We start from the raw sequence: 25040 nt of genomic DNA on the forward strand, positions 1-25040 counted from the left end.
TGTATCGAATGACGTCCTTCCAGTCGACACTCGGCGAAGAGGAGGGCATCGCGGAGGAGCTCGCCGCGAGCCAGCGCGAAATCTCCATCGCCGAGTTCTTCGAGAAGAACAAGCACATGCTCGGCTTCGACAGCGGAGCCCGAGGGCTGGTCACGGCCGTCAAGGAGGCCGTCGACAACGCCCTCGACGCCACCGAGGAAGCCGGCATCCTGCCCGACATCTACGTCGAAATCGAGGAGGGCCGGGACTACTACACCCTCGTCGTCGAGGACAACGGCCCCGGCATCACCAAAGAACAGATTCCGAAAATCTTCGGGAAGCTCCTGTACGGCTCGCGCTTCCACGCCCGCGAGCAGTCCCGCGGCCAGCAGGGTATCGGTATCTCCGCGGCCGTCCTCTACAGCCAGCTCACGTCCGGGAAGCCGGTGCGCATCGAGAGCCGCACGCAGGATTCGGGCGTGTCGAACTACTACGAGCTCATCATCGACACGGATACCAACGAGCCCGAAATCAGCGTCGCGGAAGAACTCTCCGCGGCGGAGAGCGACCTCCGCGGGACCCACGGCACGCGCATCGAGATGGACCTCGAAGCGAACATGCGCGCCCGCGGCCAGCTCCACGACTACGTCAAGCACACCGCGGTCGTCAACCCCCACGCGCGCATCGAACTGCAGGAGCCGAAGGGCGAAATCAAGGCCGAGCGCGCCGAGGGCGCGGGCCTCCCCGAGGAGACCGAGGAGATTCGCCCCCATCCCCACGGGGTCGAACTCGGGACGCTCATCAAGATGCTCGGCGACACCGACTCGCACTCCGTCTCCGGGTTCCTCCAGTCAGAGTTCACCCGGGTCGGGAAGAAGACCGCCGACGGCATCGTGGACGCGTTCCGCGACCGCCACTACGGCCGCGAATTGCGGTGGCGGCCGCCGGGTATCGACGCGGAGACGGACCTCGAAGCCGCCGTCGTCGACGCCGTCTCGAACAAGGGCGCCGACGACACCGCGGCGTTCGCCGAGCGCGTCGTCGACGCCGTCGAAGATGCGGAGCGCGTCGCGTACTCCGAAGTCGAAGCAATCGTTGCTGACGCCGCGACTGAGTCCGAGGAGTCCTCCGGGACGACGTTCGGCGACACGGTTCAGGAACACGTCGTCGACGCCGTCTGGGCGGCGCTCACCGAGGACCGCGCGGCCGACATTTTCCTCGCAGTCGACGCCGCGACGACCGTCCAGAAGGACGACGCGACCGTGCGCGGGCTCGCCGAGCGCATCGCCGACAAATTCGGCAGCGACACGCCCCGCGACCGCGTGACGCGCGCCGAATTGGCGGAGTTCGTCTACCGCGCCGCGGAGATGACCGAGGAGGTCGAGGACGCGACCGTCGGCGACACCGCCCGCGAGAACGTCGTCGAGGAACTCTGGACGGACATGGCGACCGTCCCCGACGACCTCCCGAAGACCAAGGACGTCGCGGGCGACCGTGACACCGCCAGCGAACTGCTGGACGCGATGGCGAGCGTCGACGTGATGGCGCCGCCGACCTCCTGCCTGTCGCCCATCAAGGACGACCTCGTCGAAGCGGGCCTCCGCAAGGAGTTCGACGCGGAGTTCTACTCCGCAGCCACCCGCGACGCCGAAGTCCACGGCGGCGACCCGTTCATCGTGGAAGCGGGCATCGCGTACGGCGGTGAACTCGAAGACCAGGGCGGCGTCGATCTGATGCGGTTCGCGAACCGCGTGCCGCTGGTCTACCAGCGCGGAGCCTGTGCGACGACGAACGTCGTCAAGGACATCGGCTGGCGGAACTACAACCTCGACCAGCCCGGCGGCAGCGGCCTCCCGCAGGGGCCGGCCGTCATCATGGTCCACGTCGCGTCGACGAACGTGCCGTTCACCAGCGAGTCCAAGGACGCCGTCGCGTCCGTCGAGGAAATCGAGGATGAAATCGAGCTCGCAGTCCGGGAAGCCGCCCGCGACCTCAAGTCGTTCCTCAACAAGCGCCAGTCGATGCGCAAGCGCCAGCAGAAGCAGAACGTCATCATGGACATTCTCCCCACCATGGCCGAGAAGGTCTCGGACATGACCGGCAACGAGGCCCTCGACGTCGAGGACTCGCTGGCGCGCATCATGAACAACGTCCTCGTCGAGCGCGAAGTCGACGACGACGAGGTGACGCTGCGCGTCGAGAACCACGGCAGCACGGCCGCGAACGTCGACGTCACGGACATCGTCACCGCCGAGCCCGCGGACGCCTCCGACGGCAACGTCGTGGAGATGGACGGCGAGTGGTTCGTGAAGTGGTCGCCCTCGGTCTCCGGCGGCGACACCGCGGAACTGACGTACAGCGTACCGGACGACGCGGAGTTCGACCTCTCCGTGCAGGGCGTCGAGGACGCCCGCCTCACTGTCAACTAATGAGCGACGCAAACACCCCAGACACCCCGAAGGGCGACGACGCCCGCGACCAGCTCGTCGAGCTGGCCGAACAGTTCTACGACCAGTTCGAGCGCGGCGACGTCCCGAAGATGTCGCTGCCCACGCGTTCGAAGTCCAACATCGAGTACGACGAGGACTCCGACGTGTGGGTGTACGGCGACCGCACGAGCACGCGCTCGGCGAACTCCGTGCGCGGCGCGCGCAAACTCCTCAAATCGGTGTACACCATCGACTTCCTCGCCCAGCAGCTCGACGAGGACCGCTCGTCGACGCTGCGTGAGTTGTACTACCTCTCCGAGTCGTGGGACGAGGAGGAAGCCCAATTCAACGACCAGAGCGAGTCCGACAAGCTCGTCGAGGACCTCGAAATCGTCTCCGGCGTGAAACGTGAGGACTTCCACATGCGCCCCGAGGAGTCCGGCGCGAAGGTGATGGGGCCGCTGCGCATCCGCGAGCAGACCAACCGCGGCGACCGCGAGATTCACTGCCAGGACGACGTCGGGCAGGGCGGCTACCAGATTCCGAACAACCCCGACACCATCGAATTCATGGACTGCGACGCGGACTTCGTGATGTGCGTGGAGACCGGTGGGATGCGGGACCGCCTCGTCGAGAACGGCTTCGACGACGAGTACGACTGCCTCGTCGTCCACCTCGGCGGCCAGCCCGCGCGGGCGACGCGCCGGCTCATCAAGCGCCTCCACGACGAACTCGGCCTCCCCATCACCGTGTTCACTGACGGTGACCCGTGGTCGTACCGCATCTTCGGCTCCGTCTCCTATGGCTCCATCAAGTCCGCGCACCTCTCGAAGTACCTCGCCACCCCCGAAGCGCAGTTCGTCGGCATCCGCCCGCAGGACATCGTCGACTACGACCTGCCGACGGACCCGCTTGGCGACTCTGACGTGAACGCCCTTGAGTCCGAATTGGAGGACCCGCGCTTCCAGAGCGACTTCTGGAAAGAACAGATCGAACTCCAGCTCGACATCGACAAGAAGGCCGAACAGCAGGCGCTCGCCTCTCGCGGCCTCGACTTCGTGACGGACACCTACCTGCCCGAGCGCCTTGACGAGATGGGCGTCCTGTAGTCAGGCTGCCGTCCTCGTTTTTCGCGTCTCAGTTGCCGCCGGGGATAGCGACTTGAACCTGCGGGACCCCTCGCCGCTATGGACCACCGCCCGGCGCTCCGCGACCACCCGGTCGTGGTCGCCAGCATCCTCGGCACGGCCGTCGCATCGGGCGCGTACGAAATCGTCCCCGCGAGCACGACCCCGGTGCTGTCCGCGCAGCTCGGCGCGAGCGCTGCGGAAGTGAGCTGGCTCGTCAGCGTCATGCTCGGCGTCGCCGTCGTCGCCAGCCTCCCCGCGGGGGCCGTCGTCGACCGGTTCGGCGCGCCGCGCAGTTTCGCGTTCGCGACCGCCGTATTCCTCGTCGGCGGTGCGGCCAGTTGGCAGTTCACCCAGCAGGGAGCCTACTGGCCCGTGCTGTGGTCGCGCGTCGTCGCCGGCCTCGGCTTCGTCCTCCTCTGGAACACCGGGCTCACCGTCTTCGGGCAGTTCCGGAACGCCGCGACCGCCACCGGCCTGTTCACCGCCAGCGGCCCCATCGGGTTCGCCGTCGGCCACCTCACGGGCCCGACCATCGTCGCCGAGTACGGCGCTGCCTCGGTCTTCCTCGTCTACCCGCTGTTCTTGTTGCCTGCGCTCGCTGGCATCCTCCTCGGCTGGGAGGCCGACCTGTCCGGCGGCGGCACCGGGAAGATTCCCGCGCTCGGCGACGTGCTCGCCGTCGCGCGCAACCGCGCGGTGCTGCTCGTCTGCGTGCTCGGGTTCGTCGCGTACTCGCTGTACCTTTTCGTCAACAGCTGGGTACCGACGTACCTCACCAGCGAACTGGGGCTATCGCTCGCGCAGAGCGGCGCGCTCACCGCGATGTTCCCACTCCTCGGGGCTGGTGCGCGCGCCAGCGGCGGCGTCGTCACCGACCGGTTGTTCGGCGGGCGCGCCCGCCCGGTCGTGCTCGCGTCACTGGTCGTCTCCGGCGTCACGCTCGTCGGCATCGCGCTCTCCGAGACGTACCTCGTGGTCGCGGCGTTCCTGCTCGTCGGCGGCTACTTCGTGCAGTTGAGCCTCGGGCTCTTCTACGGCGTCGTGCCACGAACAGTGTCCGACGACAGCGTCACCACCGCCGTCGCGCTGCTCACGAGCCTCGGGCTGTTCGGCGCGTTCAGCGCACCCTTAATCGCTGGCGAAGTGATTCAGGCGACTGGCTCGTACGCCGCCGCGTTCGGCTACGCGCTCGCGCTCACGGTCGTCGGCTTCGCGCTCGCCGTGCCCTACTTCCACGACTGACCGTCAGTCCAACAGGGCGGGTACGTCCGCCAGCGAGTCGCGGACGTAGTCGGGCTGCACGTCGCTGTCCGCGAGGTCGGCGTCGCCGCTGACGCCCGTGCGCACGAGCACCGTCGTCATCCCCGTGCGCTCGCCCATCGCGATGTCCGTGTCGAGGCGGTCGCCCACGAGCACGCACTCGTCGCTCGGGACGCCGATGCGGTCAGCGGCGAGGCGCGCGGTCGTCGCCGACGGCTTCCCCAGGACTGCATCGGGCTCTCGGTCGGTGACGCCCGCGACCGCCCGGATGATGGCGCCCGACCCGGGCGAACGCCCGTCTTCGGTGGGAATCGTGGTGTCGCGGTCCGTGCCGACGAACGCCGTCTCCTCGCCAAGCGCGTCGAGGGCGGCCTGCAGATCGCGGTAGTGGAACTCGCGGTGGTAGCCCGCGACGACCACCCCGGCAGCGTCGGGGTCGTCGGTCAACGGCACGTCGGCATCCCGCAGTTGGTCCACGATGGCCGACTCGGCGATCGGAAACGCGCGTTCATCGGCGTGGTTCTCGTGGAGGTACGCGACGGTCGCAGCAGTCGACGTGAGCACGCCCTCGGCGGTCGCGTCGACGCCCAACTCGCGGAGCCGCGCCGCGTACTCGCGGGGCGGAATCGTGGGATTGTTCGTCAGGAAGAGCACGCGGTCGAGGCGTTCTCGGAGGGCGGCCACGGCAGCGGCAGCGCCCGGGAGGAGCGTCTCGCCACGGAGGACGGTGCCGTCGAGGTCCACGACGGCGCCACGAACGTTCATACCGCTCCTTGGGCGGCTGGCGTGTTCAACGCATCGCCGTCAGCCCTGCTGCTCGGCGAGGTGCTCGACGCGCTCGATGGTGTCGGCGTTCTCCGGGGGTTTGTCCTCGCGGACGGTGACGAACCGCGGGAACCGGAGCGCGTACCCCGATTCGTAGGTCGGCGACGTCTGAATCTCCTCGTAGCCGACCTCGAAGACGACGGCGGGTTCGAGGTCCACTTCCTGGCCGTCCTCGCTACGGATGTGTGGCTCCAGGAGGTCCGTGAGGTCCGCGAGTTCCTCGTCGGTGATGCCGGTCGCGACCTTCCCGATGGTCGCGTACTCGCCGGTCCCCTCGTCGCGCGCGGAGAGCATGAACGTCCCGAGGAACGACGCGCGCCGGCCCTCACCCCACTCCGCGCCGGTCACGACCAAATCCAGCGTCTCCACGTCGGGCTTGCGCTTCAGCCAGTGCTTCCCGCGGTCCCCGGGCGTGTACGCCGCGTCCGGGTCTTTCAGCATGATGCCCTCGTGGCCCGCTTCGAGGGCGCGCTCCTCGAAGGCCGCAATCTCGTCGGCGTCGTCCGTAATCAGAATCTCCGAAACTGCGGATTCGTCGTCGACGACGTCGCGGAGGCGTTGGTGGCGCTCGCGGAACGGCTCGTCGAGCAGGTCCTCTCCGTGGGCGTGCAGGCAGTCGAAGGCGTTCAGTTCGACGCGAATCTCGTCGCGCATCTGTTCGACGTCGTGCTTGCGGCGGAAGCGCTTGAGAATCTCTTGGAAGGGCAGCGGGTTCCCGTCGTCGTCGACCGCGACCGCCTCGCCGTCTAGAATCACGGGCGCGTCGACGTGGTCCTCGACGAACTCTACGAGTTCCGGGAGCGCGTCCGTGACGTCCTCCATGTTCCGCGAGTACAGCGACACGTCGTCGCCGTCCCAGTGGACCTGAACGCGCGCGCCGTCGAACTTCGTCTCCACGGCGGCTTCGTCCCACTCGTCGAGGGCGTCGGTGACGGTGCCGGCCTGTGCGAGCATCGCCTGCACGGGCCGCCCGACTTCCAGGTGCATCGCGTCGAGGCCTTCTACGCCCTCATCGCGGGCGGTCACGGCCACGAGCCCGTAGTCGTTCGACACCTGGAGCGCGCGCTCGGCGGCTTCGACAGGAACGTCGAACGCTTCCGCGATGGCGTCCCGAACCGCGCCCTCGCCGACGCCGATGCGCATCTCCCCGAGCACGAGGCGCGCGAGGTACCGCGCTTCCTCGCCCGAGCAGTCGTTGAACAGCCCGAACAGCAGCGTCACCTTCTCGTCCTGGCTGCCGTCGCCCTCGGCGGCCGCGAGCGCACTCAGGTCCTCGTACACCTCGGCGACGGTCAGGTTGTCGTCACCGCTGTCTGCCGCAAATGCGCCGAGTCCTGCCTGCCCGCCGAGGTCGAGGTTCCCGGCGACCTCGCCGATGTCGCCGGTCTCCGCGAGCCGGTCCTCGACGTCCTCGACGGTGACGTTCGTGGATGCCGCGCGAGCGAGCGCCTCGTAGCAGAGCCGCGGCCCGATGTCGAGTTTCGTCTCCGAGTGCGCCGGGAACACCCGCCCTTGGACGAATCGCGCGACCACCGCGAGGTCGTCGCCGGCCTCGTCGAACAGGGCCGCGACCTTCGTGACGACGTCGAGGTCCGCGTCTGTAGCCTCGATGTCGGCGGCGTGCGCGGCGAACGAACCGAATTCCATTGTCGTTGGGTAGCCAGTTCCCGCAGTTAAAACGCGCGAACCGCGCTCACCCACCCACCGCGCTTATTAGTCGCGGGGCGACAAACCCCACGCCATGACAGGCCCGGACCTCGTGGAGCGAGTGCGAGACACTCTGGACGTGGACGCCGAGGCGTTCCAGCAGCAGGTCCGCGAGGACGCCGAGGTCGTGAAAGCCGAAATCGCCGCGGGCACGTTCGACAACCCGCAGGCCATCGTCGGCCTCGAGTACGAGTTCTACGCGGTCAACGACGAGGGCTCGCTGGCGCGCGTCCCGCGGCGCGTGCTGGAGTTCGTCGGATTCGAGAAGGAACTGGGCCTCCACAACGCGGAGATGACGACAAGCCCGCAGCCACTGAACGAGCACGGCTTGCGCGCCCAGGAGATGGAGGTGCGGGCGAACCTCGACGCCGCCGAGGAGCCGATGGACGCGGAAGGCCTGCACCTCGTCAGCGACGGCATGTGGACGATACCACCCGAGGGCGAGACCGCGCGCGACTACCTCACAGACAGCGTCTCGCGGAACGGCGTCGAAATCGCGACGAACATGTCGGCGTCCGCGCGCTACCACGCGATGGCCAACACCGACCAGCCAGCCGGTATGAAACTCGACGCCCCGCACGTCTCTCTGGAGGCGGACACCGTGATGCCGGAGGCGCTCATCACGTCCATTCAGCCCCACTATCAGGTGCCACAGGCCGTCGACCTGCCGACGTACTTTCGGTACGCGCTCCGGTTCGCGGGCCCGCTGCTGGCGCTGTGCGTGAACTCGCCGTTGTTCCCGCCGGACCTCTACGACGAGGACGCCACGCCCGAGGAGATTCTCGTCGACGGCTGGCAGGAGTCCCGCATCGACGTCTTCGAGACGGTGTTGAACGTTCCCGGCGAACAGCAGAAGGTCCGGTTCCCCGAGGACTTCGAGAGCGTCGCGGACGCCGTTGACCGCGTCGCCGAGGACAACACCATCGTCCCGATGCCGGTGTCGGGGAGCGGGCGCTTCGACGACGAGTTCGCGCACTGGCGGCGCAAGCACGGCACGTTCTGGCGGTGGGTGCGGCCGGTGTTCGGCGGCTCCTCGAAGGAGAACGCGAACGCCCGCATCGAGTTCCGCCCCATCGCCGGCCAGCCGACCGTCCGGGACACCATCGCGGTGCAGGCGGCGTTCGCGGGCCTCCTGGAGAACCTCCCGCGGACCGAACACCCCCTGTACGACCTCGACTGGGAGACCGCCCGCGAGAGTTTCTACGACGCCGCGCGCAACGGCATCGACGCGGACCTCGCGTGGATTACTAGTGAGGGTGACCGCGTCACCGACACCGCGGACATCTACGAAGACCTCTTCGAGCAGGCCGAAGCCGGGCTGCGCCGCCGCGGCCTCTCAAACGAGCAGGCCGCGAAGTACCTGTGGCCGCTGCGCCAGCGCGCCCGCCACGAAACCACGCCCGCGTCGTGGAAGCGCGACCACGTCCGGAGCGCGCTCTACGACGGCAACTCCTTCGAGAATGCGGTGTACGCGATGCAGTGCGAGTACATCGAGAACCAGCGCGAGACCCTCCTCGAAGGCAGTTTCGCGGACTGGCTCGGCCGAGGCGACGGCCTCGACTGAACGGCGGCCGCGTCGCTACGGTCGTGAGAAAAACGGAGGAGAGGAAGACGAGGGGGAGTCGAAGCGGCCGTTACAGGACGTCGTCGACGTCCTTGTGACCGACAATCTCGACGTTCTCGGGCGTAATCTTCGTGACGTGGATACCGTTACCGGAGGCAGTGTCACGCTCGCTGGCGGAGTCGATGGCCTGCGCGGCGACGGTGACGGCCTCGTCGGTGGTGAGGTCGTCGCTGAACTCCTGTTCGAGCACACCGAGCGCGTACGGCATGCCGGAGCCCTGCGCGGTGTAGTTGTCCGAGAGCGAACTCCCGGAGGGGTCGAGGCTGAAGACGTGGCCGCCCTCGTCGTCGACGCCGCCCAGAATCGGGACGACGCGGAAGAACGGGCCGCCACGGAGGAGGTTCGACGCCATGGTGGCGAGCGCGCTGACGGACATGTACTCGCCGCGGCGGGCCTCGTAGAGGTTCGCTTCCGCGCGCAGCGAGCGGATGAAGCTCTGCGCGCCGCCAACGGAGCCGGACATCGAGAGCGCCGCGTTGGGCTGAATCTCTTCGACCTTCTGAACATCCTTGTTGGAGACGACGCGGCCACCGAGGCTCGCGCGCATGTCGGACGCCATCACGACGCCGTCCTCGGTGGTGAGGCCGACGATGGTGGTGCCGGTCTTGTTGACGTACTCGTCGTCAGCGCCCGAGCGGTCGTTGTCGGGGAGGGAGCCGACTTCCGGCTCGTAGGGGTTCTGGGTGCCGCCGAACCGTGCCTGGTTCCGGGCGAAGTCCGAGCCCTCGTTGCTGTTGAACATTACCAGACGTTACCAGTCCGGGACGGATAAAACCATCTTTTCCGGGGATTCGCGACGCGGGAGAATCAGGCGATAGCGGCCGTCTCCGCCGGATGTTCAGTTCGCAGCGCGGGCCTTGTACGCTTGCTCGGTGCGCTCGACGAGGCGGCGGACCGGGAGCGTGACGCCGGCGCGGCGAGCGAGCAGCGCGACGGGCAGCAACGCGATGCCCAGAGCGAGGGCGGACTGGTACAGCGTGAACAGCGCGAGTCGGGTGGTGCGGTCGAGCATCGGGATGGTCACCGCCAAGGCGTATCCGTATAAATACTTTCCGGACAGGTGCATAGGGACGACCCGACGCTGTACTGCGATTATCCACTCGGGCCGTTCGGTCGGGCCGCAGCCCTACCGCAGCGGGTGCGAGTCGTAACCGCGCCGTTGCCACCGCGACACCACGCCATAAGTTATGCAGACGTTTCCCGTCACGTCCGCCCGGGACGGCCAAACCACAAAGCACGACATTCCGCGCCCCGTTGAACGAATATGAGCAACTACGTCGTTGCGATGGAAGCTGCCTGGCTGGTCCGTGACGTCGAGAACTCCGACGACGCCATCGGCGTCGCCGTGAGCGAAGCCGGCAAACGACTGAACGACCAGGACCTCGACTACGTCGAAGTCGAGGCTGGCGTCACCACGTGTCCCGCGTGTGGCGAACCGCTGGACGCCGCGTTCCTCGCGGCGAAAACCGCGCTCGTCGGGCTCGTCCTCGAACTCACCGTCTTCAACGCGGACAGCGTCGAACACGCCGAGCGCATCGCGAAGAGCGAAGTCGGCGGCGCGCTCCGCGACGTCCCCCTCGAAGTCATCGAGGTCGTCGAGGAGGGCGGCGAGGCCGAAGCCGAGCGCGACGACGAGTAACCTCCCGAACCTTTATCAATAACTGTCGGTTATTCGCATGCATGCGTTTGCCGACGCCGAAGGACCTGCGCGAACGGCGCACCTCTCTGGAGCTCACGCAGAGTGAACTCGCCGAGCGCGCGGGCGTCTCACAGCCACTCATCGCCCGCATCGAGGGCGGTGACGTCGACCCCCGCCTGTCGACGCTACGCCGCATCGTCGAAGCGCTGGACGAAGCCGAAGGTGACGTCGTCCGCGCGGAAACACTCATGCACGAGGACGTCATCAGCGTCGCGCCCGACGACGCCGTCAGCCACGCCGTCCAGAAGATGCAGGACGCTGGCTACTCCCAGCTCCCGGTCATCACGAACGGCGTTCCCGTGGGCTCCATCAGCGACAGCGACGTCGTCCACGCCGGCGAGGACGTCGGCGACCACCCCGTCCGGGACGTGATGAGCGAGAGCTTCCCGACCGTCTCCGAGGACGCCACGCTCGACGAGATTTCGAGTTTGCTGGACCACTACAAGGCCGTGATGGTCACGAAGGACGGCGAGACCGTCGGCATCATCACGCAGGCCGACGTCGCCGCGCGCATCAGCTAGAGCGACAGCCCACGAATCTCGACGCTGGAGTCGTCGCTCTCGGCGACCTCGCCGATTTTCTCGCCGTCAGTCGCAGCCACGAGCGCGTCGGCGTCCGCCGGTGCGACGGCGACGACGAACCCAGTGCCCATGTTGAACGTGCGGTGCATCTCCTCGTCGCTGACGTTACCGGCGTCCTGCACGAAGTCGAAGACGTCCTGCGCGGGCAGCGGGTCCGTGACCTCGTAGCGGAACGCGCCCATACGTTCGAGGTTCGTCCAGCCGCCGCCCGTGACGTGGGCTGCAGCGTGCACGTCGTATTCGTGCAGCGCATCGAGCAAGTACGTGTAGAGACGGGTCGGCTCCAGCAGCGCCTCGCCCACCGTCTCGTAGCCGTCGCCGGAGAACGGCTCGTCGAAGCCGCCCGCCCGGTCCGCGGCCTCCCGTGCCAGCGTGAGACCGTTCGAGTGGATGCCCGACGACGCGAACCCGACGAGCACGTCGCCCGCCTCCGCCTCGCCGGCGAGCAGGTCATCGTCGGTCGCGATGCCCGCGACCGTGCCCGCGAGGTCGAAGTCGTTCACAACCTCCGGCATCACCGCCGTCTCGCCGCCGACGAGCGCGACGCCGGCTTCCTCGGCTCCCGCCGCCAGTCCTTCTCCCAACTCCGCAGCGCGCGTCTCGTCGGGCACGTCCACCGCGAGGTAGTCCACGAACGCCGCGGGCTCGACGCCCGCCGCGACGAGGTCGTTGACGTTCATCGCGATGCAGTCGATGCCCACTGTGGAGTAGTCCTCCATCGCGACCGCTACGAGTAGTTTCGTGCCGACGCCGTCGGTCGCGAGCGCGAGGTACTGGTCGCCGAGGTCCACCAGCCCCGCGTACTCGTTGGTGTCCCCGACCTCGGAGACGGCGCCAACCAGCGCCGCGGTCGCCGCCTCGCTGTCCTCGATGTCCACGCCCGCCTCGGCGTACGTGAGTTCGTCGTCGCTCCCGTCGTTCATACACGAGCGTGCGCATGTCGGGGCGAAAAGCGTGCCGGTATATGCGTGGACGACTATATTCCGAGGAACAATACCAGCGCCGGCCCGATGGTAATCACGGCGGCGGCCGCGTACACCGCCTTGTTCCACTGCAGGACGGTCGCGCCGTCCAGTGGGCCGAACGGAATCATGTTGAACCCCGCCAGCAGCACGTTGATGAACAGGCCGCGCCACCCGATGTCGGGCGCGATGACGAACACGCCCAGCGAGAGGATGGCGAGCGCGACGTTCGTCAGTGGGCCGGCCAGTGCGATGAGGCCGTGTTCGCGGGGTGTGATGCGGCCGCGGTGGTGGACCGCGCCCGGTGCTGCGAACAGGAACCCAGCGAGACCGCCCGCGACGGCGAGCGCGAGCATCCCGAAGTCCGCGCGGAATTCCGCGTGCTGGCCGAAGCGCACCGCGACGACCTTGTGCGCGAGTTCGTGCAGGAGGAACGCGACGCCCACGGTAGCGAGGCTCAGCGCGAACTCCTCGAGGAACGCCGCGCTCGCCAGCACGTCGGTAATCGTCGTCACGGAGACGGGGACGTACAGCAGGCTGAACGCCAGCCCGAGCGCCAGCCACGCGACGAGCAGGTCCCGGACTTCGCGGCTGCTGAAGTTCACCGTACCAGCCCCCAGATGGCGTCGGCGCTGTTCTGCGCGCCGCGCACCATCGCGTCGGTGACCGCGCCGACGCTGTCGAAGGGACCGCCGATGAGCGGCAACACGACGAACGGGAACAGCACACTCGCGACGATGCTCCCGACGTTCGTCATCGCCACAACCGCGATAAGCCGGAACAGCGGCACGTCTATCATCTGCCCGAGCAGGTCCCGAATCGGCGTCTCCTGGTCGTCCATGAGCTCGTTCAGCGTGCCGATGTCGGCGACGCGCACGGAGAGGTAGCGCAACTCGACGTAGCCCGTGAACCAGCCCGGCGCAAGCAGCGGGTTGACGCTCGTCAGCCACGCCACCGCGCCGCCGACGCCCGCGCTCGTCCAGTGTGCGCCCGCGAGTTTCGCGGCGCCCATCGAGATTATCCCGTTGAACAGAAACCACGCGCCGAACACCTGCAGGAGCACCGTGTTGTCCACGCCCGCCATCACCAGCAGCGCGAAGAAGGCGAGGAAGCCGACCGTAATCAGCAGGCCGAACACCCGCGCGACCGAGAATCGCTTGCTCTGCGTGCCGGTCAGCGACTCCATCGGCGGCAGGTCCTCGGGGTGGTCGAGGTAGTGTTCGACGCCCTCGCGGTGGCCCGCGCCCAGCACCGCGACGACGTGTTTGCCCTGTGCGCGCAGCGCGACGAGGTTGTGCGCGATGTAGGCGTCGCGCTCGTCGATGAGCGCCTGTGCCCCAGCGGGGCTGAACCGCCGGAATTCCTCCATCATCGCCGACACCACGTCCGCGTCCGTCAAGTCGTCCATCGAGAACTCCTCGACATCCTCGGGTTCGGCGCGCGCGAACAGCACGACGAACACCGCGCCGAAGACGAGCGCGCCGACGCCCGCGAACAGCACAGCCTCCGCTAGCCCCGACAGCACGACCAGCGCCGTCTCTACGACGCCAATTGTCGCGGGTGGCGGCGGCAGCAGGAATGGGCCGGCGACGAATTCCGCGGCGACGCCGACGACGAAGCCGACGAACGCGCCGAAGCCCAGCCCGAGCGTCCGGCTGTCGGTGACGCCCAACGCGAGCTCGCCGACGAGTCTGAGTTTCTCGACGCCGGTCATGCGCGCCCAGAAGCGCTGAATCGTCACCTGGATGTCGCGGTCGACGAGCGCGACGTCTGCGCCGATACGTTCGGCGGCGTCGATGCCCGCCTTCATGTCCGCGCCTGGCTCGATGCCGAACTTGTCGCCGAGGCGCTTCTGGACGTACGACAACAGCCAGTACGCCAGGAACTGGAACGCCATGCTCCCTTTCAGGAGGTCGCTGGCATCGAGATCCTCGGGCGCGTCGCCCTGCATCTGCCGGTAACGACCCTCGTCCAACTCGACGGCGACCGTGTCCGGGTTCTCCTCCTCGACGACTCGCTCGACTTCTTCGACGCTGTCCGCGGAGACGTGGGCGGTCCCGACGACCCGAACGGAGCCCTCGCGAGTCGCCGCGGATTCCTCGCTCATTACGTCCACGTTAGTTGTGGCGGCCTTACGCTTGTCGGATGGGCGACGTACCGGCCGCTATCCGGGGTTCGTTCCCACTCGGAAGCCTTCAAGCCGCTTGGCCTGGAACCACGAGGCATGACCGAGACAGCACGCCTGATGGATTCCTACACCGAGATGACGGAACTGCTGTTGCCCAACGACACGAACAACCTCGGCCGCGCGCTCGGTGGCGCAGTCCTCCACTGGATGGACATTTGCGCAGCCATCGCGTCGATGCGGTTCTCCGGCCGGCAGTGCGTCACCGCCTCTATGGACCACGTCGACTTCATCGCGGCCATTGAGATGGGCGAAGTCGCGGTTGTGGAGGCGTTCGTCTTCGACGTCGGCCAGTCCAGTATTGAGGTGAAAGTCGAAGTCCGTGCCGAGGACCCCGTGGAGGGCACGGAGCGCAAGACCACGACGTCGTTTTTCACGTTCGTTGCGCTTGACGACGACGGCAAACCCACGGAAGTACCACGGCTGGCCTGCGACACGGAAGCGGAGGAAGCACTCCGGCAGGACGCGCTTAAGGCCCACGCCGAACAGCAGTAGTCAGTCGTTGAGTCGCCGGGCTGAGTTTCCCCACGGTCGTATTTCTGTGATATCGTTCGGGCCTCAGCCGGCGATATTGATCCGCCAGTCTGACGTTGAACCCGACCATATAGGATGGTGTAGTATTACATTGATTTCATTATATACCGATACTAAAATAAGGTGGCCCACAAGCTTATCCGCGCTGTCGGCGTCCTTTCACCTGCAACGATGACAGACGGCAAACAAGACCGATTCGAGGGGGTCGAGAAGGCAGTCGACCGCGTGCGTGAGGAACTCGACGAGGCCGTCGAGGAGACCAAGCAAGCCAGCGGGAAGGCAACCGAGGAGGTCCGCGAGACGTTGGATCGACTCGAAGATCGCGTGGCGAAACTCCGCAAACGCGACCGCGAGGAGGAGTGACTGTGGAGGCGAGAAATGACTGAACACGCGAAGAACCTCCTGCGGAAGATCGACGAGACCGCGGTGGAGGTCCTTGATGTCGCGGACCGCGAGCAAGCCAAGGAGAAGGCTGGCTCCCAGCGCGAGGCCTACAAGAAGGGACTGAACGAGGTCGAACGCATCGCCGGGCGAGCACAGGCCCGCGAACTCGCGGAGTGGATTCAGGACCAGATACAGGAGCGCGAGACGTTCCCCTCCGCCCGCGAAGTCCGCAACCACGGCGCGCAAATCTGCCGGAAGAGCGGCCACGACGTCTCGACGAACGACTGGTTGGGCGCGTAACGGTCGGCGACGCGCAGGCTTTTCCCCGCCGACTGCTTACCTCCGGCTATGGCTCTCGACGCGCCTGCGCCCGACCCGCCGGAGTTGGAGGGCGACCCCGACGAGTACGACGACGTCACCGTCCAGGGCACCGACTACCACCGCGACGACCTCCAGGAGTTTCTGGAGGCCGGCGCGTGGGAGGAAGCCTTCGAGACGTGGGCGGCGGAGACGGAGTTGACCCGCGACGCGTTCGACATCGCCGTCGACCTCGGGATGTTCGACCGCTTCGACTTCTTCTGGGACGACTTCGCGGACCGCGTGGGGTATCACGCGCCCGGGCTCCCGGAGAACTGGCGCGAGCGCAACATTCACCCCAAGTTGAACTCCTGGGAGACCGTCTCAGCTATCAACGCGTCGCTGGCGGAACTTGGCGCGGAAGCCTCCCGTCTGCTCAAAGCGGAGTACGTCGACTGGGAGGCCGAGTACGACGCGCCCGACGACCTGCCGGACTTCTAAACGCACTTTTTGCTGTGCTCGCGGCCTGCGGCCGCTCGGCTTGCAAAAACTCGCGGAAAAAGCGCTTCGTCCTCCCTGCAGTCGTTCTCGCCCCGCCGCTCGCGCGCTACACGCACTCGCGTCGCGACTTACGCTAACTACTACCCGCTTTGTGTTTCAGTTCTCGACCGCCGCGGCAGCGTTGATAATCGTCTCCTCGCCGAACGCCGGGCCGACGAGCTGGAGGCCGATCGGGAGACCGTCGGCTTCGCCCGCTGGCACCGAGATGGCGGGGAGGTTCGCGAGGTTTACGGGCGTCGTGTTCGCGTCCGCGAGATACATCTTCAGCGGGTCGTCGAGGCTCTCACCCAGTTCGGGCGGGAGAATCGGCATCGTCGGGGACGCGAGCACGTCGACATCTTCGAACGCCTCGTCGAAGTCCTGTTTCACCCACGCGCGGGCCTCCTGGGCCTGCTTGTAGTACTTGTCGTGGTAGCCGGCGGAGAGCGCGTACGTCCCGAGGAGGATGCGGCGCTTGACCTCGTCGCCGAACCCCTCCGAGCGCGCGTCCGAGAAGGACTCGTTCCAGTTGCCCTCGTAGCCACCGGAGTTGCCGTAGCGCACGCCGTCGAAGCGCGCGAGGTTCGAGGAGGCCTCCGACATGGCGATGACGTAGTACGCCGCGACCGCGTACTCCGCCGAGGGGAGACTGACTTCCTCGATGGTCGCGCCCTGTTCGCGGAGGTCATCGATTGTCGCGTCGAACGTCTCCACGACCGCATCCTCGGCACCTTCCACGAGTTCCGTGGGGACGCCGATGGTGAGGCCGTCGACGTCGCCGTCGGCAGCGTTCGCGAAGTCCGTGTCCGCGCCCTCCTCTCGGGTGGTGCCGTCGTTCTCGTCTGGGCCCGCGACGACGTCCAGCAGCGCAGCGGCGTCCTCAACGGTTGGCGCGATGGGGCCGATCTGTTCGAGGCTGTTCGCGTACGCAACCAGCCCGTACCGGGAGACGAGGCCGTACGTCGGCTTGATGCCGACGACGCCACAGAACGCTGCCGGGCATCGAATCGAGCCGCCGGTGTCCGTGCCGAGCGCGAGGTCGGCGTCGCCCGCCGCGACCGCCGCCGCGCTGCCGCCCGAGGAGCCGCCGGGCACGTAGTCCTCGTCGACCGGGTTCTTCGTCGCACCGAAGTACGACGTCTCCGTGGTCGTCCCCATCCCGAACTCGTCCATGTTCGTCTTCCCGGGGATGGTCGCGCCCGCCTCTTTGAGACGCTCGACAACGGTGGCGTCGTATGGCGGCACGTACTCTTCGAGCATCTTCGACCCGCAGGTCGTGCGGACGCCCGCCGTGGAGATATTGTCCTTGACGGCGACGGTCTTCCCGGCGAGCGGGCCGTCCTCGCTGCCCTCGATTTCGTCTTCGGTGATGTACGCGTTCAGACTCATTACGACACCTTCGGGCCCTTGAAGCGGCCGTCCTCGCTGTCTTCGGCGTTCCGCAGCGCCTCCTCCTGGCTCAGGCTCTGTTCGACCTCGTCGCTACGCATCACGTTCACGAGGTCGGGTTCGGCCTCGACTTCGGGCACCTCCTCGAGTGCTTCGAAGTGTTCGAGGATGTCGCCGAACTGGTCGGCGAACCGCGCGCGCTCCTCGTTGTCGAGGTCAACGCGCGCGAGGTCCGCGACGTGCTCGACCTCGTCGGCGTCCACAGAATCGCTCATGTCTCCGGAATTGCGCGTGCCGTCGGTAAGCGTTTCGATGCCCCACGGCACCCGTTCTGTGTGTGGATTTCTGCCACAGTCCTTTTGTGCGGCCGCCCCCACTCTGTTACACGTATTAGACGTTTTCGCGACCACAGAACCCGCCACAGCCCCCATGAGTGACACCACGCGAACCCGCGAGAAGCGCGAGGAAGCCGAGAGCGAGAGCGAGAGCGAGGAGTCCACCGAGGAGGTCGACGCCGACCTCCACTGCCCCGAGTGTGGCGGCCGCCTCGTCATCGACGAGGAGCGCGGGGAGACCGTCTGTGCGGACTGCGGGCTCGTCGTCGAGGAGGAGACCATCGACCGCGGGCCGGAGTGGCGCGCGTTCGGCAGCGAGGAGAGCGACCAGAAGTCCCGCGTCGGCGCCCCGACCACGAATCTGATGCACGACAAGGGGCTGTCGACGAACATCGGTTGGCAAGACAAGGACGCCTACGGGAACAGCCTCTCCAGCCGGCAGCGCCAGAAGATGCAGCGCCTCCGCAAGTGGAACGAGCGCTTCCGCACGCGCACCTCCAAGGAACGCAACCTGAAGCAAGCCCTGGGCGAAATCGAGCGGATGGCGTCCGCGCTCGGCCTCCCGAAGAACGTCCGCGAGACGGCGTCGGTCATCTATCGCCGCGCGCTCAACGATGACCTCCTGCCGGGACGCAGCATCGAGGGCGTCGCCACGAGCGCGCTATACGCCGCCGCACGGCAGGCGGGCGCACCACGCAGTCTGGACGAAGTGGCGAACGTCAGCCGCGTCGAACGCGACGAAATCGCGCGCACGTACCGCTACGTCGCCCGCGAACTCGGCCTCGAAGTCGCGCCGACGGACCCTGCCAGCTACGTCCCGCGGTTCTGCTCGGAACTCGGGCTCTCCGACGCGGTCGAGCGCCGCGCCCGCGACCTCTTGGAAAGCGCCGAAAAGGAAGGGCTCTACTCCGGGAAGTCCCCCGTAGGGCTCGCGGCTGCGGCCGTCTACGCCGCCAGCCTCCTCGTGGACGAGCGCATCACGCAGAGCCAGGTCAGCGACGTCGCGAACGTCAGCGAGGTCACCATCCGCAACCGCTACCACGAGATTCTGGAGGCCGGCGGCGAGGCGAACGTCGAAGCCTGACGCCCCCGGAGCGTAACCCCTATCTGCCGCGTCGCGAACCTCCGCTATGGAGACGACGCGTCACTTCACCGCCACCGTCTACGTCGTCAACGACGGCGCCACTGCGCTCCACGAACACGACCGCCTCGGCCTCACGATTCCGCCGGGCGGCCACGTGGACCGCGACGAACTCCCGCACGAAGCGGGCAAACGCGAAGTCGAGGAGGAGACCGGGCTGGAGCCGACGCTGCTCGGCGAGGCTCCGGACGTACCCGCGCCCGACGGCTTCGCGCTGCCGTCGCCGCGCTACCAGCTGTGCTACGACATCAACGTCCACGAGGATGGCACGGTCGGCCACCAGCACATCGACCACGTCTACTTCGCGACCGTTCCCTCGCGGGACATCGACCCCGCGGACGGCGAAGCGGGCGTCGACGCGTGGACGTGGTACGACCCCGACGACCTCCGCGAGAGCCACCTCGACGGCGATACCGTCCAAATCTCGCTGGAGGCCATCGACGCCGCCAGCGACGCGTAGTCAGCCTAGCCGGTTCCGGATGTACTTCGTGACGTGGTCGTCCATCCGGCGTTTGAACCCCGCCTGCCGCGCGAGGCGGTCAACCTCGCGGGCGACGAGGCTGCCGTACTGGACCGCCTTCTTCTCGCGGTCACAGACCACATCTGGAAGCCGCTCGCGCGCCGCCTCCCGAAGCGCGCGCTTCCGGACGTCCCCCGACACCAGCCACTCCTCGGGGAGTTCGAGCGCCGCGCGCACCACGTCGTCGTGGAGCAGCGGCGTCACCGGTTCGACGTCTGCCGCGCGAACGGCGCGCACGTCGCGCGCCAGTTGCTCGGGGAGCGTCTCCAGAACTTCGCGGTGTGCGCCGCGAATCGTGTCAGCGTCCGTCCGCGGGTCGTCGGGCGCGGCTGCGACCTTCGCGTAGCCGCCGAACAGTTCGTCCGCGCCCTGTCCGAGCGCGAGTCGCGAGAAACCGTCGCCAGCGATGCGCTCGGCGACGAGGTAGAGGGGAAGCGCAATCTGGACGGCCATCGCGCTCGTACGACCGATGGCGCGCGCCGTCTCCGGAATCGCGGCCTCGATATCCTCTATGCTCACCTCGTGCACGCGGAGGTCGTCGCTGCGCCCCATCGCGGCCGCGGACTCGCGGGCTGCTTCGATGTCCGCACAGCCCTCGTAGCCGACGACGTACAGCGGCGCGTCGAGGTCGGCGGCGACGAGCGCGGAGTCCACGCCGCCCGAGAACGCGACTGCGAGGTCGTCGCTCGGCACGTCGAGCGCGCCGTCCAGCGCGTCGCGGACGCTCCCGACCGGGTTGTCGCGACTGACTGGTGGGTCCGGCAGTCGCCACGCGCGCCGCGTCTCGCCGTCCTCGCGGACGTGGCCGGCGGGTAGCAGCGTCGGGTCGTCGAGGTCGCTGGGGTCGCGGCTCCATGCGTCGCCGTCGTAGTAACAGAGGTTGCGTCCGAGCACGTCCCGGACGAGCCGGCCGTCCGGAAGTTGGCCGGCGAAACCGTACGTACCGGGGAGCGGGACGCCACTCGCGAGCGATTCACGGACGGTCGCCGCGAGGGCGTCGTCCATCCCTTAGAAGAACTCCGCGATGCGGTTCTTCACGCGGCGCTTCGCGCCGCCCGCCGCCTGCCGGAAGCTGATGTGCCACGGCGTGCGTTTGCCCTCGACGCTCGTCCGGCCGTCCCGGATGGCGTCGAGGATGCTGTCCAGCGAGCGTTCGTCGGCGCCGACGCGCGTCACTGCCTGCCCGACCATCTCCGCGATGTGGGCGTCGCTGCCCGCGGTCATCGGGAGGTTGTGAGCGCGCGCGAACCGCTCGGCCTTCCGGTTCGCGCGGCCCGTGAGCAGCCGCGAGTTGTACACCTCGATGGCGTCCGCGGACGCCAACGTCGCCGTCGAGATGTTCGGCGCGACGCCGCTGCGCGAGGACTGGAACGGGTGGGGGACGATAGCGATGCCGCCGCGGTTGCGAATCGCGTCGAGCGTGTCCACGAACGGCTCGCCCGACGGCACCGCTTCTTCGACGCCGATGGCGAGTACGTGGCCGTCGGCGCTGGTCACCTCCATCCCGGGGATGCCGACGAGACCGTACTCCTCGGCGAGGTCGGCGGCCCGCAGGCTCGCCTCGATTTCGTCGTGGTCGGTGACAGCGAGCGCGTCGAGCCCCACCGCCTGCGCCTGCTCTAAGAGCATCTCGACGGGGTCGCGGCCGTCGTAGGAGAGCTCGGAGTGCGTATGGAGTTCGACGGAAAGCACGCGTGGAGGTTACGTAGGGGTGGGCAAAAGCGCCCCGGTGTGGAAACGTCGAGCGGGAGAGATCGACAGGACTGTTCACGTCCGTGCACATGGAAACGACTAAACGCTCGCGGAAGGACCACGAAGGTGAATGCCACTCGCCGAATCGGACCGACGCCTCGTCGAAGCGGAACTGGGACGGGACCCGACGCGGGCGGAGGCCGCGCTGTTCGAGAACCTCTGGAGCGAGCACTGCGCGTACCGCTCCTCGCGCCCGCTGTTGTCCGCGTTCACCACCGACAGCGACGACGTCGTCGTCGGGCCGGGCGACGACGCCGCCGTGGTGTCGGTCCCCGGCACGGACCAGTTGGTGACGTTCGGCGTCGAGAGCCACAACCACCCCTCCTACGTCGACCCCTACGACGGCGCGGCGACAGGCGTCGGCGGCATCGTCCGCGACACGCTCTCGATGGGCGCGTACCCCATCGCGCTCGCGGACGCCCTGTACTTCGGCGGTTTCGACCGCGACCACTCCCGCTACCTCCTCGACGGCGTCGTCGAGGGCATCAGCGACTACGGGAACGCCATCGGCGTCCCCACGGTCACGGGCAGCACGCAGTTCCACGACGGCTACGAGGGGAACCCGCTCGTGAACGTCGCGTGCGTCGGCCTCGTCACCGAGGACCGCCTCGTCACCGCCGCCGCGAAAGAACCCGGAAACAAGCTCATGCTCGTCGGGAACGCGACCGGCCGGGACGGCCTCGGCGGCGCGAGTTTCGCCAGCGAGGACCTCGCGGAGGACGCCGAGACGGAGGACCGGCCCGCGGTGCAGGTCGGCGACCCGTACACGGAGAAACTCCTCGTGGAAGCCAACGAGGCGCTCGTAGACGAGGACCTCCTGCAGGCCGCCCGCGACCTCGGCGCAGCGGGGCTCGGCGGCGCGTCCTCGGAACTGGTCGCGCTGGGCGGCCTCGGCGCGCGCATCGACCTCGCGAAGGTCCACCAGCGCGAGCCGAACATGAACGCGCTCGAAATCCTGCTCGCCGAGTCCCAGGAGCGCATGTGCTACGAGGTCCGGCCGGCGGACGTTGAGCGCGTGCGGGAAATCGCCGAGCGCTTCGACCTCGGCTGCTCCGTCATCGGGGAAGTCACCGACGGGAACTACGTCTGCGAGTTCGAGGGCGAGACAGTCGTCGACGCCCCCGCGGAGTTCCTCGCGGACGGCGCGCCGATGAACGACCTCGAACGCGAGGAACCCAGCGAGCCCGAGACGGACCTGCCGGACGCAGACCTGACGGAAGCGTTCGACGCGGTGTTGTCGAGTCCGAATACGGCGAGCAAGCGCTGGGTGTACCGCCAGTACGACCACGAGGTCGGCAACCGCACGCTCCGGCGGCCCGGCGACGACGCCGCCGAGTTGGCGCTCCACGAAGTGGCCGAAGCAGGTGGCGAGGAGACCGCACTCGCGTTCTCCGCGGGCACGAACCCGAACTGGGCCGACGCCTCGCCGTACCGCGGCGCGTACGCGACGGCCGTGGAGAACGCGACGAACCTCGCGGCCGTCGGCGCGGAGCCGCTGGCCGCGGTGGACTGCCTGAACGGCGGGAACCCCGAGAAGCCCGACGTCTACGGTGGGTTCGCAGCGGCGGTCGACGGCCTCGCGGACGGCTGCCGTGCGGTTGACGCGCCGGTCGTCGGCGGGAACGTCAGCCTCTATAACGACTCGAATGCCGGTCCCGTGCCGCCGACGCCGACGCTCGCGATGCTCGGCGTCCGGCAGGACTACGACGCGCCCGGGATGGCGGCCGCGGGCGAGGGCGACCTCATGCTCGTCGGCGGGCACGACGAGACGCTCGGCGGGAGCGAGTACCTCGCGCAGTTCGACGGCAGCGCGCCGTTCCCCGACGTGGATGACAGCAGCGTCGACGCTGTCCGAGCGGCCGCGACGCACGACGCGACGCTCGCCGTCCACGACGTCAGCGACGGCGGCCTCGCGGTCACGCTCGCCGAGATGGTCGGCGAGGACGCGGGCGTCGAGGTAGCCGTTCCGAGCGTCGGCGCGCTGTTCTCGGAGGCACCAGGACGGGCGGTCGTGGAGACGACCGACGCCGACGCGCTCCGCGACGCGGTGGACGCGCCCGTCGTCGACCTCGGCGAGACGACTGGCGACGGCGTGCTATCCCTCGCTGTGGCTGGCGAGTCCGTCGACTATGACTTTGAGGCAATCGTGGACGCGCGGCGCGTCCTCGAACGCGAACTCGACTAGAAGAACGCCGGGAAGAGGTACGCCACTGCGACGCCGACGAGCAACACGAGGAGGCCGACGCCGACCTGGCTCGTGGTGTACTCCTGCATCGGTGACGTGACGCGGCCCGAGTCGTCGTGAGCGTGGTCGTCTGACATGCGCGGCGATTGGGTGGGGGCCTACTTGGCAGTACCGAACCCGCGCGGTCAGTCGGCGACGTGGCGGACGATGTGGACGTCGTAGCGGTCGTCCGCGGAGACGTTCTGGCCGATGGAGGTGATGCCGCCGACCATCCGGCCGGCGTTGTCGCTGCCGATGAAAACCACGGTCGCATCGTGTTCGACGGCGAGTTCGCGGACCTCGCGGCTCACACGACCGCGGGGCGCGTACTTATCCACGACCCGATAGTCGAACTCGACGTCCGGATCGACGTCGGTAACGTGGTCGGTGAGATTCTCTGCGACCCGTTCGACGCTGAACGTCTCGTCGCCGCTCAGCCAGCCGCGCTCGCGCGCCGCCGCGGAGTCCCGCGGAATCGCGGCGACAGCGACGACCGACTCGTTGGTCGCCTTCGCGAACGCGACCGCGCGGCCGAGCGCGGCCTGCGAGAGCGGTGAGTCGTCGAACGCGACGACGTAGGTCATGGCGTATCCCTCACGTCTGGTCGTTGGATGCCGGAGACGAAACCACTATCGGCGGTTCCCTCGAACTGCAAACTATGCTGACCAAGCGCGTCATCCCGTGCGTCGACGTCGACTTAGACGACGACGGGAACGCCGCCGTCTACACGGGCGTGAATTTCGAGGACCTCGAGTACACGGGCGACCCCGTGGAGATGGCGAAACGGTACAACGAAGCGGGCGCCGACGAGTTCGTCTTCCTCGACATCACCGCGAGCGCGGAGGGCCGCGCGACGATGCTGGAGACCGTGGAGCGCGTCGCCGACGAGGTGTTCATCCCGCTGACCGTCGGCGGTGGCATCCGCGAGAAGGACGATATCAAGGAGACGCTGCGCGCGGGCGCCGACAAGGTCTCCATCAACACGGGCGCGCTCGAACGCCCCGAACTCATCACGGAGGGTGCGAAGGCGTTCGGCAACCAGTGCATCGTCATCAGCGTGGACGCGCGGCGGCGCTACGACGAACAGGGCGAACACTACGAGCAAGTCGACGGCGAGTCATGCTGGTTCGAGGCAACCGTGAAGGGCGGCCGTGAGGGAACTGGCCGGGACGTCGTCGAGTGGGCGCGCGAAGCAGAGGAGCGGGGCGCGGGCGAACTGTTCGTGAATTCCATCGACGCCGATGGCACGAAGGACGGCTACGACCTGCCGCTAACGGGCGCAGTCTGTGACGCGGTCTCGACGCCAGTCATCGCGTCCTCTGGCTGTGGGTCGCCCCAGGATATGGCCGACGCCTTCGACGCGGGCGCGGACGCCGCACTCGCGGCCTCGATTTTCCACTACGGCGAGTACACCATCGAGGAGACAAAGCAGTACCTCGACGAACACGGCGTTCCGGTTCGGTTGTAGGCGCGACGGCCGGGGCATCGATATTCCGGAGTGGACACTGCGAATGATTTATCACCAAAGTCCAATATAGCGGTA

27 protein-coding genes are annotated in these 25040 nt (G+C 67.8%); 14 read left to right on the forward strand and 13 right to left on the reverse strand.

Features of this window, described 5'->3' with window-relative positions; all coding sequences use genetic code 11:
* Positions 1-8 precede the first annotated feature (8 nt).
* The 3 genes from LPA46_RS04150 (at position 9) to LPA46_RS04160 (ending at position 4780) form a co-directional block, all read left to right on the forward strand.
* Positions 9-2408 carry a DNA topoisomerase VI subunit B gene (locus LPA46_RS04150; RefSeq protein ID WP_230891517.1) on the forward strand — a complete coding sequence of 800 codons (2400 nt, stop codon included), beginning with the start codon at positions 9-11 and terminating at the stop codon, positions 2406-2408.
* On the forward strand, positions 2408-3517 hold the full coding sequence (locus tag LPA46_RS04155; protein WP_230888385.1) for a DNA topoisomerase IV subunit A: 1110 nt from the start codon (positions 2408-2410) through the stop codon (positions 3515-3517). Before LPA46_RS04150 ends, LPA46_RS04155 begins: the two co-directional genes overlap by 1 nt.
* 78 nt (positions 3518-3595) lie before the next feature.
* Positions 3596-4780, forward strand: a complete 1185-nt coding sequence (locus tag LPA46_RS04160; RefSeq protein ID WP_230891518.1) for an MFS transporter — start codon at positions 3596-3598, stop codon at positions 4778-4780.
* A 3-nt stretch (positions 4781-4783) separates the two neighbouring features.
* On the opposite strand, the gene LPA46_RS04165 is transcribed toward LPA46_RS04160, so the two are convergent.
* Positions 4784-5563: an HAD-IIA family hydrolase gene (locus LPA46_RS04165; protein ID WP_230891519.1), complete on the reverse strand. Its 780-nt coding sequence runs from the start codon at positions 5561-5563 to the stop codon at positions 4784-4786.
* A gap of 39 nt (positions 5564-5602) precedes the next feature.
* Positions 5603-7270 (reverse strand): ATP-dependent DNA ligase LigA, encoded by a 1668-nt coding sequence (ligA, locus tag LPA46_RS04170; protein ID WP_230891520.1) that lies wholly within the window; start codon positions 7268-7270, stop codon positions 5603-5605.
* A 94-nt stretch (positions 7271-7364) separates the two neighbouring features.
* Here ligA and LPA46_RS04175 point away from each other — a divergent pair, with 94 nt between their 5' ends.
* Positions 7365-8894, forward strand: coding sequence for a hypothetical protein (locus tag LPA46_RS04175; protein WP_230891521.1), 1530 nt, complete (start codon positions 7365-7367; stop codon positions 8892-8894).
* Positions 8895-8964: 70 nt separating this feature from the next.
* On the opposite strand, the gene psmB is transcribed toward LPA46_RS04175, so the two are convergent.
* Entirely contained in the window at positions 8965-9696 is a 732-nt protein-coding gene (gene psmB / locus LPA46_RS04180; RefSeq protein WP_230888380.1) for an archaeal proteasome endopeptidase complex subunit beta, read from the reverse strand.
* A 96-nt stretch (positions 9697-9792) separates the two neighbouring features.
* The gene (locus LPA46_RS04185) at positions 9793-9966 is read right to left on the reverse strand and encodes a hypothetical protein (RefSeq protein WP_230888379.1); all 174 of its coding nucleotides are present in this window, start codon (positions 9964-9966) and stop codon (positions 9793-9795) included.
* A gap of 252 nt (positions 9967-10218) precedes the next feature.
* On the opposite strand from LPA46_RS04185, the gene LPA46_RS04190 reads away from it, so the two are divergent.
* On the forward strand, positions 10219-10593 hold the full coding sequence (locus tag LPA46_RS04190; protein ID WP_230888378.1) for a DUF555 domain-containing protein: 375 nt from the start codon (positions 10219-10221) through the stop codon (positions 10591-10593).
* A gap of 41 nt (positions 10594-10634) precedes the next feature.
* Positions 10635-11174, forward strand: coding sequence for a CBS domain-containing protein (locus LPA46_RS04195; protein ID WP_230891522.1), 540 nt, complete (start codon positions 10635-10637; stop codon positions 11172-11174).
* Here LPA46_RS04195 and purM read toward each other — a convergent pair.
* From purM to LPA46_RS04210, 3 genes are read right to left on the reverse strand one after another with little or no spacing between them, the layout of a single operon-like run.
* Positions 11171-12157 (reverse strand): phosphoribosylformylglycinamidine cyclo-ligase, encoded by a 987-nt coding sequence (purM, locus tag LPA46_RS04200; protein WP_230891523.1) that lies wholly within the window; start codon positions 12155-12157, stop codon positions 11171-11173. The two genes, LPA46_RS04195 and purM, sit on opposite strands and share 4 nt — an antisense overlap.
* Before the next feature lie 53 nt (positions 12158-12210).
* Positions 12211-12801, reverse strand: a complete 591-nt coding sequence (locus LPA46_RS04205) for a metalloprotease (protein WP_230888375.1) — start codon at positions 12799-12801, stop codon at positions 12211-12213.
* The gene (locus LPA46_RS04210) at positions 12798-14303 is read right to left on the reverse strand and encodes a TraB/GumN family protein (protein ID WP_230888374.1); all 1506 of its coding nucleotides are present in this window, start codon (positions 14301-14303) and stop codon (positions 12798-12800) included. The genes LPA46_RS04205 and LPA46_RS04210 overlap by 4 nt, the downstream gene beginning before the upstream one ends.
* Positions 14304-14420: 117 nt before the next feature.
* On the opposite strand from LPA46_RS04210, the gene LPA46_RS04215 reads away from it, so the two are divergent.
* From LPA46_RS04215 to LPA46_RS04230, 4 genes are all read left to right on the forward strand, one after another.
* A complete protein-coding gene (locus LPA46_RS04215; RefSeq protein WP_230891524.1) occupies positions 14421-14876 on the forward strand; it encodes an acyl-CoA thioesterase in 456 nt (151 codons plus the stop codon).
* Between the two features lie 210 nt (positions 14877-15086).
* Entirely contained in the window at positions 15087-15278 is a 192-nt protein-coding gene (locus LPA46_RS04220; RefSeq protein ID WP_230888372.1) for a hypothetical protein, read from the forward strand.
* A 15-nt stretch (positions 15279-15293) separates the two neighbouring features.
* Complete coding sequence (locus tag LPA46_RS04225; protein WP_230888371.1) at positions 15294-15599, forward strand: hypothetical protein; 306 nt, start codon at positions 15294-15296, stop codon at positions 15597-15599.
* Between the two features lie 48 nt (positions 15600-15647).
* Entirely contained in the window at positions 15648-16097 is a 450-nt protein-coding gene (locus tag LPA46_RS04230; protein WP_230891525.1) for a hypothetical protein, read from the forward strand.
* Positions 16098-16253: 156 nt separating this feature from the next.
* Here the strand turns inward: LPA46_RS04230 and gatA are convergent, their stop codons facing one another.
* Both gatA and gatC read right to left on the reverse strand, forming a co-directional pair.
* Positions 16254-17525, reverse strand: a complete 1272-nt coding sequence (gene gatA / locus LPA46_RS04235) for an Asp-tRNA(Asn)/Glu-tRNA(Gln) amidotransferase subunit GatA (RefSeq protein ID WP_230888369.1) — start codon at positions 17523-17525, stop codon at positions 16254-16256.
* The gene (gene gatC, locus LPA46_RS04240) at positions 17525-17800 is read right to left on the reverse strand and encodes an Asp-tRNA(Asn)/Glu-tRNA(Gln) amidotransferase subunit GatC (protein WP_230891526.1); all 276 of its coding nucleotides are present in this window, start codon (positions 17798-17800) and stop codon (positions 17525-17527) included. The genes gatA and gatC overlap by 1 nt, the downstream gene beginning before the upstream one ends.
* A 154-nt stretch (positions 17801-17954) precedes the next feature.
* Between gatC and LPA46_RS04245 the strand changes: the two genes are divergently transcribed.
* A complete protein-coding gene (locus LPA46_RS04245; RefSeq protein WP_230891527.1) occupies positions 17955-18944 on the forward strand; it encodes a transcription initiation factor IIB in 990 nt (329 codons plus the stop codon).
* A gap of 46 nt (positions 18945-18990) precedes the next feature.
* A complete protein-coding gene (locus LPA46_RS04250; RefSeq protein ID WP_230891528.1) occupies positions 18991-19461 on the forward strand; it encodes an NUDIX hydrolase in 471 nt (156 codons plus the stop codon).
* Here LPA46_RS04250 and LPA46_RS04255 read toward each other — a convergent pair whose 3' ends face one another.
* Together LPA46_RS04255 and LPA46_RS04260 are read right to left on the reverse strand one after the other, a co-directional pair.
* Positions 19462-20526: an asparagine synthase C-terminal domain-containing protein gene (locus LPA46_RS04255; RefSeq protein WP_230891529.1), complete on the reverse strand. Its 1065-nt coding sequence runs from the start codon at positions 20524-20526 to the stop codon at positions 19462-19464. It lies immediately after the preceding gene.
* A 3-nt stretch (positions 20527-20529) separates the two neighbouring features.
* Complete coding sequence (locus tag LPA46_RS04260; RefSeq protein WP_230891530.1) at positions 20530-21213, reverse strand: PHP domain-containing protein; 684 nt, start codon at positions 21211-21213, stop codon at positions 20530-20532.
* Between the two features lie 130 nt (positions 21214-21343).
* Here LPA46_RS04260 and purL point away from each other — a divergent pair, with 130 nt between their 5' ends.
* Positions 21344-23458, forward strand: coding sequence for a phosphoribosylformylglycinamidine synthase subunit PurL (gene purL, locus LPA46_RS04265; protein ID WP_230891531.1), 2115 nt, complete (start codon positions 21344-21346; stop codon positions 23456-23458).
* Here the strand turns inward: purL and LPA46_RS04270 are convergent.
* Positions 23455-23595, reverse strand: a complete 141-nt coding sequence (locus tag LPA46_RS04270) for a DUF7550 family protein (protein ID WP_230888361.1) — start codon at positions 23593-23595, stop codon at positions 23455-23457. The genes purL and LPA46_RS04270 overlap by 4 nt on opposite strands.
* Positions 23596-23643: 48 nt before the next feature.
* A complete protein-coding gene (locus LPA46_RS04275) occupies positions 23644-24081 on the reverse strand; it encodes a universal stress protein (protein ID WP_230891532.1) in 438 nt (145 codons plus the stop codon).
* Positions 24082-24155: 74 nt separating this feature from the next.
* On the opposite strand from LPA46_RS04275, the gene hisF reads away from it, so the two are divergent.
* A complete protein-coding gene (hisF, locus tag LPA46_RS04280) occupies positions 24156-24965 on the forward strand; it encodes an imidazole glycerol phosphate synthase subunit HisF (RefSeq protein ID WP_230888359.1) in 810 nt (269 codons plus the stop codon).
* The last annotated feature ends 75 nt before the right edge of the window (positions 24966-25040 follow it).

Source organism: Halobacterium sp. KA-6 (assembly GCF_021029015.1).
In the GTDB taxonomy this organism is placed as follows: Archaea; Halobacteriota; Halobacteria; order Halobacteriales; family Halobacteriaceae; genus Halobacterium.